Annotated in this window: 13 protein-coding genes and 1 pseudogene; 9 read left to right on the top strand and 5 right to left on the bottom strand. The window is 63.0% G+C overall.

Annotation, left to right across the window (positions count from 1 at the left end; genetic code table 11):
* Nucleotides 1-79 precede the first annotated feature (79 nt).
* The 3 genes from OKW40_RS00290 to OKW40_RS00280 all read left to right on the top strand — a co-directional run bounded on the left by OKW40_RS00290 (nt 80) and on the right by OKW40_RS00280 (nt 3,458).
* On the top strand, nt 80-2,506 hold the full coding sequence (locus OKW40_RS00290; RefSeq protein ID WP_429487579.1) for a filamentous hemagglutinin N-terminal domain-containing protein: 2,427 nt from the start codon (nt 80-82) through the stop codon (nt 2,504-2,506).
* A 256-nt stretch (nt 2,507-2,762) separates the two neighbouring features.
* The gene (locus tag OKW40_RS00285; protein ID WP_429487577.1) at nt 2,763-2,936 is read left to right on the top strand and encodes a hypothetical protein; all 174 of its coding nucleotides are present in this window, start codon (nt 2,763-2,765) and stop codon (nt 2,934-2,936) included.
* A gap of 120 nt (nt 2,937-3,056) precedes the next feature.
* Nucleotides 3,057-3,458 carry a hypothetical protein gene (locus tag OKW40_RS00280; RefSeq protein ID WP_090810890.1) on the top strand — a complete coding sequence of 134 codons (402 nt, stop codon included), beginning with the start codon at nt 3,057-3,059 and terminating at the stop codon, nt 3,456-3,458.
* A 91-nt stretch (nt 3,459-3,549) separates the two neighbouring features.
* Here OKW40_RS00280 and OKW40_RS00275 read toward each other — a convergent pair whose 3' ends face one another.
* On the bottom strand, nt 3,550-5,079 hold the full coding sequence (locus OKW40_RS00275; RefSeq protein ID WP_429487575.1) for a CHAD domain-containing protein: 1,530 nt from the start codon (nt 5,077-5,079) through the stop codon (nt 3,550-3,552).
* Nucleotides 5,080-5,338: 259 nt separating this feature from the next.
* Between OKW40_RS00275 and OKW40_RS00270 the strand changes: the two genes are divergently transcribed.
* Nucleotides 5,339-5,896 (top strand): TetR/AcrR family transcriptional regulator, encoded by a 558-nt coding sequence (locus OKW40_RS00270; protein ID WP_184067881.1) that lies wholly within the window; start codon nt 5,339-5,341, stop codon nt 5,894-5,896.
* Nucleotides 5,897-6,030: 134 nt separating this feature from the next.
* Nucleotides 6,031-6,981, top strand: a complete 951-nt coding sequence (locus OKW40_RS00265; RefSeq protein WP_429487573.1) for an alpha/beta fold hydrolase — start codon at nt 6,031-6,033, stop codon at nt 6,979-6,981.
* Between the two features lie 34 nt (nt 6,982-7,015).
* On the opposite strand, the gene OKW40_RS00260 is transcribed toward OKW40_RS00265, so the two are convergent.
* Together OKW40_RS00260 and OKW40_RS00255 are read right to left on the bottom strand one after the other, a co-directional pair.
* Nucleotides 7,016-7,807 (bottom strand): DUF2182 domain-containing protein, encoded by a 792-nt coding sequence (locus tag OKW40_RS00260; protein ID WP_429488450.1) that lies wholly within the window; start codon nt 7,805-7,807, stop codon nt 7,016-7,018.
* Between the two features lie 2 nt (nt 7,808-7,809).
* On the bottom strand, nt 7,810-8,412 hold the full coding sequence (locus OKW40_RS00255; RefSeq protein ID WP_429487571.1) for a DUF1326 domain-containing protein: 603 nt from the start codon (nt 8,410-8,412) through the stop codon (nt 7,810-7,812).
* Nucleotides 8,413-8,700: 288 nt separating this feature from the next.
* Between OKW40_RS00255 and acnB the strand changes: the two are divergent.
* Nucleotides 8,701-11,287: pseudogene (gene acnB, locus OKW40_RS00250) on the top strand (bifunctional aconitate hydratase 2/2-methylisocitrate dehydratase).
* A 143-nt stretch (nt 11,288-11,430) separates the two neighbouring features.
* On the opposite strand, the gene OKW40_RS00245 reads toward acnB, so the two are convergent.
* Nucleotides 11,431-12,372: an alpha/beta hydrolase fold domain-containing protein gene (locus OKW40_RS00245; RefSeq protein WP_429487569.1), complete on the bottom strand. Its 942-nt coding sequence runs from the start codon at nt 12,370-12,372 to the stop codon at nt 11,431-11,433.
* On the bottom strand, nt 12,372-12,632 hold the full coding sequence (locus OKW40_RS00240; protein WP_429488495.1) for a hypothetical protein: 261 nt from the start codon (nt 12,630-12,632) through the stop codon (nt 12,372-12,374). The genes OKW40_RS00245 and OKW40_RS00240 overlap by 1 nt, the downstream gene beginning before the upstream one ends.
* On the opposite strand from OKW40_RS00240, the gene OKW40_RS00235 reads away from it, so the two are divergent.
* The 3 genes from OKW40_RS00235 to OKW40_RS00225 all read left to right on the top strand — a co-directional run bounded on the left by OKW40_RS00235 (nt 12,528) and on the right by OKW40_RS00225 (nt 15,327).
* Nucleotides 12,528-13,409: a LysR family transcriptional regulator gene (locus OKW40_RS00235; RefSeq protein ID WP_429488448.1), complete on the top strand. Its 882-nt coding sequence runs from the start codon at nt 12,528-12,530 to the stop codon at nt 13,407-13,409. The two genes, OKW40_RS00240 and OKW40_RS00235, sit on opposite strands and share 105 nt — an antisense overlap.
* A 284-nt stretch (nt 13,410-13,693) precedes the next feature.
* Nucleotides 13,694-14,062: a YciI family protein gene (locus OKW40_RS00230; RefSeq protein WP_018422516.1), complete on the top strand. Its 369-nt coding sequence runs from the start codon at nt 13,694-13,696 to the stop codon at nt 14,060-14,062.
* Nucleotides 14,059-15,327: an RNA polymerase sigma factor gene (locus tag OKW40_RS00225; RefSeq protein ID WP_429487567.1), complete on the top strand. Its 1,269-nt coding sequence runs from the start codon at nt 14,059-14,061 to the stop codon at nt 15,325-15,327. Before OKW40_RS00230 ends, OKW40_RS00225 begins: the two co-directional genes overlap by 4 nt.
* Nucleotides 15,328-15,357: the final 30 nt, after the last annotated feature.

The following is a 15,357-nucleotide window of genomic DNA, read 5'->3' as shown; positions in this document are numbered from 1 at the left end:
CGTGTGGGCTCACCACGGTTCACGCGACTCCGGTCGGATTGCGGGCCGATGGCGTCCAACTTCCGCGGAAGGGGGACATATGACACCATTGTCATTAAGTCGTCCGATACTGCGCGCACTCTATCGCCGACATCCGTCTCAACACATCTCACCCTTCATCGCTGGATTGTCGTTGGCGCACGCGGCCTTTGCCGGTGGCGTGCTTCCGCAGGGCGGGCACTATGTTGCCGGGGCGGGAACCATCGCCGGTCAGGGCAACGTGATCACCGTCAAGCAGCCGAACTCGACTCGCGGCGTGATCGACTGGAGCAGCTTCTCGATCGGCAAAGGCAGCGCCGTCAACTTCGACAACGGTTCGGGCGCAACGCTCAATCGCGTGACGGCCTGCGCGCCTTCCGCGATTCTCGGCAGCCTGAAGGCAACTGGCAGCGTGTATCTGATCAACCCGCAAGGCATCGTGGTGGGTCGTAGCGGGACTATCACTACCGGCGGACGATTCGTTGCTTCAACACTCGATCTGCCGAATACACCCTTCGTGAATGGCGGGACGCTCACGCTCACGGGCACATCGAATGGCAATGTAGTGAATCTCGGCAACATCAGTTCCAGCGGAGGCGATGTTTTCCTGATTGCACGCGGTGTCGTGGTCAATGCGGGCTCGGTCAGCGCACCGAACGGCACCGCGGAATTCGTCACGGGGCAGCAAGTGGCGTTGCTCGAATCGTCGGGCAGCAGGCAGGTATTCGTGCAGATAGGCAGCACAGGGACCGTGATAGATCGCGGTGCCACGCAAGCCGCGCAGATCAATCTGGAAGCGGCCGACGGGAATATCTATGCCCTTGCAGGTGGTGGCTCGCGTATCCGCGCGACGGGCACGGCGATGCGTGGCGGTCACATCTGGCTGGTCGCCGACAACGGGCACGTTACGCAGCAAGGCACGATCGCCGCAACGAATGCCGACGGCAGCGGCGGCACCGTCGATACGCTTGCCGACACACTCACGCTGGCGCATGGCGCCCGCGTCCGAGCAGGGCTTTGGAACGCGTCGACGCCAAACTTCACGATCGATCGCGGCACAGCCGACGCCTTCATGCGCAGTCTGAACGCCGGCACGTCCGTCGATGCAACCGCGACCGGCACGAACGGCGCAAGCGGCGACATGACGGTTGCGTCGAATCTCAACTGGCGAGGACCGGCGTCGTTATCGCTCGCGGCTTTTGGCAACGTGACGATCGCACCTGCGACGACGCTCAGGAGCACCGGCAGTGGCAACCTGAGTTTGCGGGCCGACGTGACGGGCATCGACAACGCAGCCAGCGTGACCAACCGCGGCACGATCGACTGGTCGGTAAGTACCGGTTCGGTGAGTTCGTTCTATGACATGAACGGCAGCTACAGCCCAGGAATCATCCGCTCGAATACCGCGTGGACTGCCGCGCCCTATAGCGGTCTTCTCACGCAAGTGACCGGCTACAAGCTCGTCAATTCGCTTTCCGACCTGCAGAACATATCGCTCGATCTGACCGGCAACTATGCGCTCGGCAAGGATATTGACGCGAGTGCGACGAATCTCTCTTCCACCCCCTCCGGCGGCGTCGACTTCATCTCGCTCGGCAGCGCGGCAACACCTTTTTCAGGCCAGTTCGACGGCATGGGACATGTGATCGACCACTTCAGTCAGCAGGAGTATTACTCGCCGTCGGGTACCCGGTCGCTTGGCCTGTTCGGCGAAATCGGGAGCACGGGCGTCGTACGCAACGTCGGCATGACGAACAGCGAGCTTACGGCCTTCTTCGACATTTCGTTCAACGATCCCATCTCTGTCACGTACGGCATACTGGCCGGCCGGAACCAGGGGTTGATCACCTACGCGTATACGACCGGCCTGCGTACGTCGCCCCACTATGGGAACGTTCCGATCGGCGGTTTGGTGGGCACCAATGATGGTCTCATCGAGCGCTCGTGGAGCAGCGCTTCAGTGAATGATGCCGGCGAGGCAGGGGGGCTCGTCGGCGTCAACACCGGCCGGATCGTTCAATCATTTACTACCGCGGATGTTAGCGGAGATGTGCGGATGGAACCGGGCGGACTCGTCGGCATCAACAGTGGCACGGTGTCACAGTCTTATGCCGCCGGCAGGGTGTTAGGGCTTTTTGCGGCTGGCGGATTGGCGTTCGCGAATAGCGGCGTGATCGAGCAGTCGTTCGCGGTTGGTCCGGTGCTAGGACCTTCCTACCAAGGCCCGGGCTACGGCACTTACGGGGGAATCGTGGCATACGGCGCCAGCGGAACGATTGCAGGCAATGTCTACTGGGACAAAGAGACGACGACACGTACGGTGAGCACTGGAGACGTGTCGCAACTGCCCGCGTCAAACGGGTTCACGACTGCTCAAATGAGCAACCCGGCGAGCTTCGACGCATCGTGGGATTTCAGTCCAACCGGCGCGTGGGTCATGCCTGCCGGCGCGACCCACCCCATCCTGCGCTGGCAACTCGGCCAGTAAGCGCTGCTGTGAGGCCGCGGCAGCAGTACCGACGCGCGCCCGTGAACGTGCCCTGATAGCTCGGCTCGTCCTTGCGTCTGACGATCAGGCGCGCAATGTGCTCGGAGATAGACCCGTTGATCGCTTTTGCGGCGAGGGCGTCGTGTGCACCGCGCCATGCGCCGCTAGGAGTGCTGTCAGCGGATCATCGGAGCGCACGGTAAATCTAGCAGCGCGGGCAACCGGCGCCATTGGCCGGAACCACAAGGAGAAATCGATGACCCTGCTCATCTATCTGGTCGGATGGATCATTTTCATTGGCGGCGTCGCGTGGGGATTGATGGTGCTGCATGTCGCGCAGCACATCATCGCAATCGTGGCCGTGATCCTGCTCGGCATTGCGGTGATTACGGGCGCCACGCGTGCGCGTAATCGCGATCGGTCGTCATAGCCTTTGGCGTTTGCCTGTCGGATCCATCAGGTGGGAACGCTCATCACACGCCACGCCACGCCACGCTCGCGATGTACCATGTCTGCGTGAAATCTCGCGCTGGATATCGTGGAGTACATCATGGGAAGCGCATGGAAACGCCGCTTCAAACTGTTTATCCAGCGTTTCTGGCAGCCAACCAGCGCGTGCATGACCTGTATGCCGGGGAGCTGGGGCAACATCATGAGCCTCACGCACTGGGCGATCGCATTCAAAACCGGGCTGCTCACCGGTGTGCTCGCCCTGCTGCTCACCTTCACGCCGGCGGCGAAGTGGTACGGGAATCGCTATAGCAACGCACTGCTCGTCGGTTGCCTGACCGCTATCGGCGATGCCTACTCTCATTTGAGCCAGTACCGCTTTCATGTTCTCGAACACGTCGCGACGGGGGTCATGTCAGGCCTGTTCGCGCTCGCTGCGTCGTACCTGTTCGAGGACCGCGCGCGCCGCATACGCGCGGCGTGGTCGCGCTTGTTCGGATAATAAGACTTCGATCTCGAACATCGTGAGACCTCACGATGGGTGTTGCGCGTGACACGTTCGTGCCTGGATACATCGCGGTGAATTGTTCGCGTCAGTGCGGTGACGAAAGCAGTTTGAAGCGCTTCCACAGCTTCTTCAATGTCTGATGATCGGCAGCGACGCGTGACGCGAGGAAGCCGCGTGCGAAGGCCGCGCCCGAGGCTGCTTCCGGCGACGTTTTCAACAACGACTTCAGAAGCTGATCGGCGACGACGGCATCGTTGCGCCAGCCGAGATCATCCTGAAGCGCGGTGAGCGCGTCGACATAATGGCGAACGGCCTGCTTCGGGCATAGCGACGCAAAGAACTCGGTGGCGTATCGAACTTTTTTCGCCGCGATGCGGGCGCGGTGACGACGGTGATCGTCCAGATCGGCCAAACCCTTGCCACGTTTGATCAGTTTCTTGTGCCGACGACGCAGGACATCGGCGGCGAATGACTTCACCGGGCCGCTGATTGCGTTGCGCTGTTCGTCGGACATCTCATCTCGCCAACCTTTGCGGTTCACCCAAAGCGCGAACTGGAGCGCGAGCCGCGTGTAGCGAACCGACTCGACCGCGGCAGCAGCGCGCTGCCGGTTGTTGACGGCAATCTGCTCGCACGCCTCTCTGACGGGCCGGATCTCGTCCGCATTGCCGTCGGCGCCGGCATGGTCGAGCGTCGATCCCGCAAGCACTTCCCAGTCGCGCGCGCCACCGAGTTCCGAGGCAATCCAGCGCAACTCCTCGTCGAATCCGGACGAGGCGGGGATGACCTTCGCAAACAGGTCGAGAGCCGAACGCAAGCGACGAAGTCCCACGCGCATCTGATGGACGCTCGATGGATCGTGGCCCGACACGACGCCCCGTTCATTCGCGTGGACCTGGTCCAGACAGTTGCGCACAATCACGCAGAACGCATCCTCGACCGAATCGCGTTTGTTCAGTCGCACTGGTTGCGCTTTCACCGCCTCGCTGTGCTCGTCAATGAGCAGTGCATACCCGACATCTGCCTTGCTGCGATGATCGATACGCAGCGGCACAGTTTCGAGCATTTCCAGCGCGACGCGGTACAGCATATCCGGATTGCCCTGTTTCAGTTCCAGTTCCACCGCGGCGATCTGCACTGATCCCGAATCCGCTTCGACGCTTCCTTCGTCGAGAGCAAGCTCGAGTTCGTCTCCGGACGGCTGGCGCAGCACAAACGCTGACCGGTTGATCCGCGTGACGAACACCGGCTTCAGTTGGGCCGCAACGGTCTCGTCGCGAATCAGCTTTCCGCAGTCGCTGTCGTCGGGGATCTGGTCGTACAGCAGCGTTAGATCGGGCGCGTCGGTATTCACGGGCATCTCGAACTCGTCCCGGTCGAACAACCCCGCCTTGGCCGATCCTTCGCGCTTCAGCGTCTGGATTTTGTCGTTGCCGACGGTGCGCACGCGCAGCGAAGTCCCGCACCAGTGAAATGAAAAATCGGGCGTGTCGAAATAGGTGCTCGTCAGCAGGTGAGGCGTTCCCGCTGTGGCTTCTGATTGCGCAAGCATCGACGCGTTACGGAATTTGACGAGATCTTCCGTCGCAACGCGCAGCTTCAGTTCCCGTTCCATGCTGCCTCCGAATTGAGCACCGGACTGTCAGACTACACCGGATTGGCTGGACCGCGTCGCGGCCGATCGTCCCCAGTGGCCTCAGATAAAAGTTGGACACGGAAAAAGTGGATGAGACGGTGGACGAGCCTGGCGCGAATGCCTGTACACGTTGGGACATCTTGATTAGGAAATGATCATTTCCTATAATCGCCGTATGACTACACGCAACCATGCTGCCAGACAGCCACGTGCTCCAGGTCGTCCACGCGAATTCGACATGGACGTCGCGCTGGACGGCGCAATCCAGATTTTTCGTGAGCGCGGTTATCAAGGGACGTCTCTTGGCGACCTTGGGTCCGCGATGGGGCTCACCGCCGGCAGTATCTACAAGGCGTTCGCCGATAAGCGAGCGGTATTCCTTGCCGCGCTCGAGCGCTACATCCACCTACGAAATGGCCAGTTGCAGAGCCTGCTCGACGCGGAGCAGACCGGCCGCGACAAGGTACGGGCCATTCTGCGGTTTTATGCTGAGTCTGCAATTGGCGAAGAGGGCAAGCGAGGCTGTCTCGTAGTCGGAAGTGCAGTCGACCTGGTGGCCTTCGATGATGAGGTCGCGAGTCACGTGGTCGCGTCTTTGCAGCGAACGGAGCGTCTGTTGTGTCGTTTGATCCGAGTGGGCCAGACAGACGGTTCGATCGCGTCCGCCGTGGATCCGGACGCTACCGGCCGCGCACTGCTGAGTCTGACGCAAGGTTTCAGGGTCGTCGGCAAAGTCGGGCGATCCCGGGCACACATGATGGCGGCGGCGGATCAGGCCATGCGTCTGCTGGACTAAGCACAGCAAGACATAGCATCGCATGACCTCCGCGTGCCGCTCGCCCTATTAGGAAATGTCCATTTCCTAACATCATCCGCCAATGAGAAAAGCCGCTCAACGGTGTCATCCCCCAACCCAGAGGAGTTTCGTTCGTGAAAACACATCACTCGCCGGTGCCATCAGGGAGTTCCGGATTCGTAAGCACGTTGCCAGTAGCAAGGCCCGTTGCGGGGTTAGCAGGATTCGAGCACAAGTTCGCAACCGCAGACGGACTGAGGCTGCACTACGTCACCGGTGGAAACCCACAGGGCGACGTGGTCGTGTTGCTCGCGGGCTTTCCCGAGAGCTGGTTCGCGTGGCGCAAAGTGATGGGGCTGCTTGCAAAGACCTACCGAGTCGTCGCACCGGACCTTCCCGGACAAGGTGATTCGGATCGTCCGATGGACGGCTACGACACACAAACCCTTGCGAGCCATGTTCACGGTTTGCTCCAGCAACTGGGGATGACCCGGTACTTTCTTGCTGCACACGACATTGGAGCGTGGGTGGCTTTTCCTTACGCCGTAATGTTCGGCGACGAGATCCGGCGACTCGCGCTGCTGGATGCGGGGATCCCCGGCGTGACGTTGCCTGATGCGTTGCCGAGCGCGCCCGAGCGTGCATGGCGCACCTGGCATTTCGCATTTCACGGGCTACCGGACCTGCCGGAAGTGCTGCTCGCCGGCAAGGAACGTGAATACCTCGACTGGTTTTTGCGGCGAAAGGCGGCCAATCCCGATACTTTCACTGACGCCGATATCGATGAATATCTACGCATTCTCAAGAAAGACGGCGGCTTACGCGCGGGCCTTGCGTATTACCGGGCCGCGCATGTGTCCGCCCAACAGAATGCAGAACTGAAGCAACGAGGCATGCTCGACCTGCCACTGCTGACGCTCGGTTCCGATCAAGGTTCCATCGCCGATATGGCAACACCTTTGAGAGCCTTTTTCACCGACGTCAAAGGCCGCATCATTAGTCACTGCGGGCACTTCATTCCAGAAGAACAACCGCGCGCGGTCGCCGACGAACTCACTGCGTTCTTTGGAAGCGCAGAGGGGTAACGGGGCTACGGGGGCGCAAGATGCCGCGCATGGCTCAGGCGCTGCGGGCGTGCTGTAGGACGATCCATGCGGACCACACAAGCAACGCAATGCCGAGCGGCTTGCCGATGGAGCTGCCCCAGCGGAAATTCTTCTCGGCCGACATGATCGCGCCGAGCGCCAGCATCCAGCCGACGCTGCCAGTGCCGACCGCGAACATCAGCAGCATCAGGGCCCAACAGCAGCCGATGCAGAAAGCGCCGTGACTGATGCCGAGCGCAAAGCTCTCGCGGCGCGCGCTCCTGCCGCGCCAATGCTCGGTGATGAACATCAGCGGCGAGCGGCATTTGTCGAGACATCGGTGCTTGAGGCTGCTGAACTGATAAAGGCCCGCGAGCGCGACGATCGCGGCGCCGATCAGCCAGCCGTTTGCAAGCAAGCTCGCAGACTGGTCCGCGATCAGATGGAGCGCCGCGTCGAAGCCGTGCGCGAGCACGCCGAACAGCGCCCACATCGTCGCATAACCGACGATCAGAAGCGCCATCAGCGTGCGCCGGTTGGCGCGCGCGACGGTCATCCGCCGGAACGTGTCGAAGAGCGGGAAGGCGGTCGGCAGCATCATGGCCGCGATCATCAGCAGCCATGCGACGCTGTGCAGCAATGCCGCAATCGTGAGGCTCGCGCCGGGCACCTGACGGCATATCGCGCCGACGAGCGGCAGTTCGGCCCAACTCGCATGATGCAGAAAACGCGCATAGGGCCCCGCGTCCCATATCCATAACGCGATCCACGCGCTGCCCGTCAATGCGACGAAGAGCGGCGCGAACAGCCGCGAGCGTGCGAGCATCTTCACGACGCGAAGCTGAACGATCCCTGAATGGCGTTATGTCCGGTCAAGGCGAGGTCGAGATCGAGCTTTTCGTGCCGCAGGCGGAATGAGTTCGCCTTGCCGACGAAAGCAGGGGAGCCGGGTATCGTCGAAAAGATGCTTTCGACCAGTTTGGTCGGCTCGCCGGTTGGGCCGCGATAGGGCTCCAACTCGGCCTCGATGGCTTCGCCGACTTTCATCCTGCCCTTGCCGTCGACGACCGCGTATTCGATCGGCGCGCGTTCCACGGACACGACTTCGCCGATCAACTGCACGAGATCCGCGATGGGGCCACCGCGCTCGCCACGGTGCACGCTAACCAGGGCATCGAATTGCGCGTCGCTCGCGCGCTCGTCGACGAACATCGCGACGCGCCAGCCGCCTTTGAGCACGTTGCCGGGAATGAACGCCGCGAACGCGATCGTCAGGCCCGATACATCGACGCCGTCGATCATGCCTTGCTCGTAGTGGTATGCAAGCGCGCTGCGGCAAATGCCGTTATCGGGATCTTCTCCGATCCAGCACGGACACAGCACCTTGCATTCACACACTTCGAGGATGCTGCCCATCAGTTGATAGCTCATTCACGCCTCCGCTGCCGGTTGGATCCGGCCGGGAAGAACATCGCCGGACATCCTCTGTTGTAGCCGTTAAGCGGGCAGTAATCAAAGTGTTCGGGCGCTGCGAATGATTGAAGCGGCTTACACAGTCGGTGCTTTTGCGGTGCAGGAGGGGCGCAACTCTTATATAAGACATAAGACATTTGACCTTGCATGGGTATTGCAATTAAAATCGCGATCGAAGCAGTGCCCGGCACAGCTTGGAGTGCCTTAAAAGCCTTTCCCTGAAACGCAAATACCAGCAGGTCCCCCATGCTTGAAAATTTTCGTGCTCACGTGGCCGCGCGCGCCGCGCTCGGCATTCCTCCCCTGCCGCTGACGGCTCAGCAGACCGCCGAGCTGGTCGAACTCCTGACGAACCCGCCCGCTGGCGAAGAGCAGACGCTGCTCGACCTGATCACCAACCGCGTGCCCGCCGGTGTGGACGAAGCCGCCCGCGTGAAGGCTGGCTTCCTCGCCGCCGTGGCCAACGGCCAGACCGCCTGCGCGCTGATCTCGCGCGCCCGTGCCACCGAACTGCTCGGCACGATGCTGGGCGGCTACAACATCCAGCCGCTGATCGAACTGCTGTCCGACGCCGAAGTGGGCACCGTGGCCGCCGACGCGCTGAAGAAAACCCTGCTGATGTTCGACCAGTTCCACGACGTCAAGGAACTGGCCGACAAGGGCAACGCCAATGCGAAGGCCGTGATGCAGAGCTGGGCCGACGCCGAATGGTTCACGAGCCGGCCGGAAGTGCCGCAAAGCCTGACCATCACCGTCTTCAAGGTGACGGGCGAAACCAATACCGACGACCTGTCGCCGGCCCCGGATGCGACCACCCGTCCGGACATCCCGCTGCACGCACTGGCAATGCTGAAGAACGCGCGTCCCGGTATCACCCCGGAAGAGGACGGCAAGCGCGGCCCGGTCAAGTTCATCGAGTCGCTGAAGGAAAAGGGCCACCTGGTCGCGTACGTGGGCGACGTGGTCGGCACCGGCTCCTCGCGCAAGTCGGCCACCAACTCGGTGCTGTGGTTCACGGGCGAAGACATCCCGTTCATCCCGAACAAGCGCTTCGGCGGCGTGTGCCTCGGCGGCAAGATCGCCCCGATCTTCTACAACACGATGGAAGACGCCGGCGCTCTGCCGATCGAACTCGACGTGTCGCAGATGGAAATGGGCGACGTGGTCGAACTGCGCCCGTACGAAGGCAAAGCCCTGAAGAACGGCGCAGTGATCGCCGAGTTCCAGGTCAAGTCCGACGTGCTGTTCGATGAAGTGCGCGCCGGGCGGCCGCATTCCGCTGATCATCGGCCGCGGCCTGACCGCCAAGGCACGCGAAGCGCTGGGCCTCGCCCCGTCGACGCTGTTCCGCCTGCCGCAGCAGCCCGCCAATAGCGGCAAGGGCTTCTCGCTGGCGCAGAAGATGGTCGGCCGCGCTTGCGGTCTGCCGGAAGGCCAGGGCGTCCGTCCGGGCACGTACTGCGAACCGAAGATGACCTCGGTCGGCTCGCAGGACACCACGGGCCCGATGACCCGCGACGAACTGAAGGACCTGGCGTGCCTCGGCTTCTCGGCCGATCTCGTCATGCAGTCGTTCTGCCACACCGCCGCTTATCCGAAGCCGGTGGACGTCAAGACCCACCAGACGCTGCCGAACTTCATCAGCAACCGTGGCGGCATCGCGCTGCGCCCGGGCGACGGCGTGATCCACTCGTGGCTGAACCGCATGCTGTTGCCCGACACCGTGGGCACCGGCGGCGACTCGCACACGCGCTTCCCGATCGGCATCAGCTTCCCGGCCGGTTCGGGTCTGGTCGCCTTCGCGGCCGCCACCGGCACGATGCCGCTGGACATGCCGGAATCGGTGCTGGTCCGCTTCAAGGGCAAGATGCAGCCGGGCGTGACCCTGCGTGACCTCGTCAACGCGATTCCGCTGTACGCGATCAAGCAAGGCACGCTGACGGTTGCCAAGCAAGGCAAGAAGAACATCTTCTCCGGCCGCATTCTCGAAATCGAAGGCCTGCCCGATCTGAAGGTCGAGCAGGCGTTCGAACTGTCGGATGCTTCCGCCGAGCGCTCGGCCGCCGGTTGCACGGTGCACCTGAACAAGGAACCGATCATCGAATACCTGAACAGCAACGTCACGCTGCTGAAGTGGATGATCGCCCAGGGCTACCAGGATCCGCGCAGCCTGCAGCGCCGCATCAAGGCGATGGAGCAGTGGCTGGCCGACCCGCAACTGCTGTCGCCGGATGCCGACGCCGAATACGCAGCCGTCATCGAGATCGATCTCGCCGACATCCACGAGCCGATCGTGGCCTGCCCGAACGATCCGGACGACGTGAAGACGCTGTCCGACGTAGCCGGCGCGAAGATCGACGAAGTGTTCATCGGCTCGTGCATGACCAACATCGGTCACTTCCGCGCCGCGTCGAAGCTGCTGGAAGGTAAGCGCGACATCCCGGTCAAGCTGTGGGTGGCCCCGCCGACCAAGATGGACCAGAAGCAACTGACCGAGGAAGGCCATTACGGCGTCTTCGGCACGGCTGGTGCGCGTACCGAAATGCCGGGCTGCTCGCTGTGCATGGGCAATCAGGCACAGGTGCGCGAAGGCGCGACGGTCATGTCGACGTCGACCCGTAACTTCCCGAACCGCCTCGGCAAGAACACGAACGTGTACCTCGGCTCGGCGGAACTGGCGGCGATCTGCTCGCGCCTCGGCAAGATCCCGACCAAGGAAGAGTACATGGCCGACATGAGCGTGCTCAACGCCAACGGCGACAAGATCTATCAATACATGAACTTCGACCAGATTGAGGACTTCAAGGAAGTCGCCGACGCTGTGACGATGTAAGTGTGCTGCCGGGCTACGGCGTGTGGTTCGCGTCGTAGCGCCACGAAATGGCGCCGTGGGATGAATGCCTGCGGCGCCATTTTTTTTGCGGCGTTCGAGTCGAGGTCCGCGCGCGGCAGCCTCGCCGGGATCGCAGATTAATCTCAGGGCCTGGCGATAGCCGATCCGCATCGCAAGACAAACCCCGCGACCTGGTCCAACGCGTATCGGGCGCTTGCAAGCTCGTCGGTCGAGCGCTGGAACACGTGATGGAGTCCCTCGTAGATTTCCAACTGCACCGTGTTTCCCCGCTGCGCAGCGGCAGCCGCGTAGCGCCGGGCGTCGTCGAGCAGCAGTTCGTCCGTACCGACCTGAATGGCGATCGGCGGCAGATGTGCGGGAACGTGGTACAGCGGCGACGCGCGTCGGTCCGCGGGATCGGCTGACCCAAGGTACGCGGCCGCGGCATCGGCGAGTATGGGCCGCGTCAAGACCGGGTCGCGGGTCTCCTCACTGCGCGATGACGGGCCCGTCAACGCAAGATCGAGCCACGGCGAAAAAGTGGCCACACAAGAAACGTTCATCGACCGACCTCCATCAGCGCCCAGCGCCGCCAGCGCGAGCCCGCCGCCTGCCGAGTCGCCAACCAGCGCGATGTCGCGAATGCCTGACTGCGCCATCCACCGCAACGCTTCGATCACGGCATCGTATGCCGCGGGAAACGGATGCTCGGGCGCAAGCGGATAGTCGAGAACGAAGGTGTCGATGCCGGCACGCACGGCGATCTGACTCGCCAGGCCGCGATAACCGGTGGCAGACCCGAGTACGAACGCGCCTCCGTGCAGAAAGACGATCGCGCGGCCGGCCACGGCGGATTCGGGGCGAATCCACCAACCCATTACGTCCGCGCTCTCGACTCTTTCAAGATCGACGCCATCCGCTATAGGCGTTTGCGCCGTCATCGCGTCGTAGGCCTCACGCGAGGCTCCGCCGAATTCCGCAAAGAGTCGCTGAGTACGGTCGAGCACCGAGATCGCCGCCTCGCGGTCGTCGTCACTCAAGGGGTGCCGCATCTCGATCAGGTTGGTCTGCTGTACGACGCTCATCATTTGCTCCTTCGTTTAGTGGTGGTCGATGGGCAGACGATATCTATTCCGCCCAGCGTCCAGAAGAAGGCCGAACGGAATACAATCAATTCCATTCCGGAAGTTTTGGGAGGCAAGGAGTGGACCGTCTGGATGCGCTCAAACTTTTCGTCCGCATCGTCGAGAGCGGGAGTTTCGCTGCGGCGGCGCGCGAAATAGGCGTGGGCCAGCCCGCGGTCAGCAAGCAGATCGCGTCGCTCGAACGCCATCTTGGCGCGCAACTGGTCAGGCGCACGTCGCGCAGCATGACGCTGACCGAGACAGGACAATCGGTCTATGAAGCGGGTTTGCGCATCATTGGCGATTTCACGGAGCTCGAATCGTCCGTCGGGCGCGGTCAGGTTTCGCCGGCCGGGATGGTTAGGGTCACCGTGGCGCCGGTTTTTGGCCGGCTGTATGTGGTGCCGCGCCTGCCCGCATTTTTCGCCAGGTATCCGAACGTGTCGGTGGACCTGTCGGCCACGGAGCGAACCGTCAATCTGGTCGAGGAGGGCTTCGACCTTTCGATCAAAAGCGGGCGGCTTGCCGACTCTTCGATGATTGCAAGGCAACTGGCATCGAGCCCAGTCGTTGTCGTCGCAACGCCGGATTACCTCGAAAAACACGGGCGCCCCGAACGGCCACAGGATCTCGCCCGACATGCCTGCGTCGTTTTCGCACCGCTGCGCGAGCCGCGGGTGTGGCGCTTCGAAAACGTCGACGGTCCCGGCTTGCACGTCCCGTCCGGCAATTTTCACACCGGCGACGCGGAACAGATTCGCGCTGCCGTGCTCGCCCATATGGGACTGGTTCAAGCGCCGGCGTGGCTCTTTGCACCGGAGATCGCGAGCGGTGCGGTCGTCAGCCTGTTGCCGGATTTCGCGCCGGCGCCGATGCCCATCCACGCCGTTCATCCTGCCGGCCGACGATTGCCGACCAAGACCCGCGTATTTATCGATTTCGTTTCGGAAATTCTCATGTCTGATCCCGGTCCGGCCTTTGTCCCGGTCAGGACCTAGCGAGTGTTCCGCCGACACCGGATCATGCCGAACAGGGATCGCGGTCCGGCCTTACCGCGCCGCAGCCAATCCCCGGTCGACAAGGCACTTGAGCCGTCCGACAATGCTTGGCGAAACACGGTCGAACGGGCTGCGATCCAGGCGTCTTGTTCCAATGCGGCGTGGGTCCCAGGCGGTCGTCCGCGATTTTTTTGACGCCCCCTGTCCGTCAGCATGCGGCCCGCGCGTCATTGTGATGGCGGCCGATGCAATTCATCCGCCTCAACCCCATGACGGAGGCTCAAATGGAATACCTGTTGATGATCTACTCGGAAGAAAACGGCTGGAACAAGATGACCGACAGCGAGCGGCAGCAAGGCGTTGCCGCCTATCACGCGTACACCGAATCGTTGAAGAAAGCGGGGGCTCTGGTGGGGGCCAACCGGCTGCAGCACACGAACACGGCCACCACGGTGCGGCTCGTCGACGGCAAGCCGCAAGTGCTCGATGGACCGTATTCCGATTCGAAGGAGCAACTCGCCGGCTACTACCTGATCGACGTGCCGAACCTCGACGCGGCGATGTCGTGGGCGTCGCGTTGTCCCGGCGCGGCCCACGGCGTCATGGAGGTGCGCCCGGTCTGGACCGCCCCTTACGAGGCACCCACTGCATGAGTGCCTCCGGCGGCGCCCTGGGCGATGACGGCGACGCGCGTTCGATTGCCGAGGCGGTCGCTCGCCGCAGCTACGGCAAGCTCGTCGCGCTGCTGGCGATGCGCACGCGCGACGTCGCCGCAGCCGAGGACGCGCTCGCCGACGCATTCGCGGCCGCGCTCGCGGACTGGCCGGAGCACGGCTGTCCCGCGAGTCCTGAAGCGTGGCTGATGACGGTTGCGCGCCGCCGGGCGATTGACGGCGCGCGTCGCCGCCAGGTTGGCGACGACGTGGCGAACCAGTTGATGATCCTCGCCGACGAGATCGACGAGAGTGAGGCAGGCGCGTTGCCCGACCGGCGGCTTGCGCTGCTGTTCGCGTGCACGCACCCTGCGCTCGAGGCCGCGATTCGTACGCCGCTGATGCTGCAAGTGGTGTTGGGGCTGGAAGCGAAGATGATTGCGTCGGCGTTCCTGATGTCGCCCGCCGCGATGAGCAAACGTCTCGTGCGGGCGAAGAGCAAGATCCGCGAAGCAGGCATTCCGTTCAGCGTGCCCGAGCGCGAGGAGCTGCCGGGCCGGCTCGACGCGGTGCTCGAAGCGGTCTATGCGGCGTATGCGGAAGGTTGGACGGACCCGGTCGGCGGCGATACCGAGCGACGCGACCTCGCGGACGAGGCGCTGTATCTCGCGCAACTGCTCGTCGAATTGCTTCCCGACGAACCGGAAACGTTGGGCCTGCTCGCGCTGATGCTGTTTGCACAGGCGCGACGTGATGCGCGACGCGATGCGGCTGGCGACTACGTGCCGCTGTCGGCCCAGGACCCTGCAACGTGGAACGCGCCGATGATCGACGCGGCGAACGCACTGCTGCGGCGCGCGAACGCGCTCAACGCAATCGGGCGCTTTCAGCTCGAGGCCGCGCTGCAGTCGGCGCATGTGGATCGCTGCCGGACGCGTCGCCCGAACTGGGACGAAATCGTGCAGCTCTACGATGGGCTCTTCGCCATTGCAGCGTCGCCGGTGGTCGCCGTGAACCGTGCGCTTGCCGTGGCCGAACGCGACGGCCCGCAGGCGGCGCTCGACGCGCTTGCGCCGTATGCGGACGACCCGCGGCTGGCCGACTACCAGCCCTACTGGGCCGCACGCGCCAATCTGCTCGCGCGTGCCGGCGCGACTGCGCAAGCACTCGACGCGTACGATCTGGCAATCGGCCTTGAGCGTGATCCGGCCGTGCGCCGGTTCCTGCAGCGCAAGCGAATGGAGCTTGCGTCGACGAGCAGTTAGCGGAGTGGGTTGCGTTTGCCTGCTTCGTCA

Source organism: Paraburkholderia sp. RAU6.4a, from assembly GCF_050435625.1.
Lineage (GTDB): Bacteria > Pseudomonadota > Gammaproteobacteria > Burkholderiales > Burkholderiaceae > Paraburkholderia > Paraburkholderia tuberum.
The sequence above is the reverse complement of the archived record's forward strand: the minus strand, read 5'-3'. Positions and strand labels throughout refer to the sequence as shown.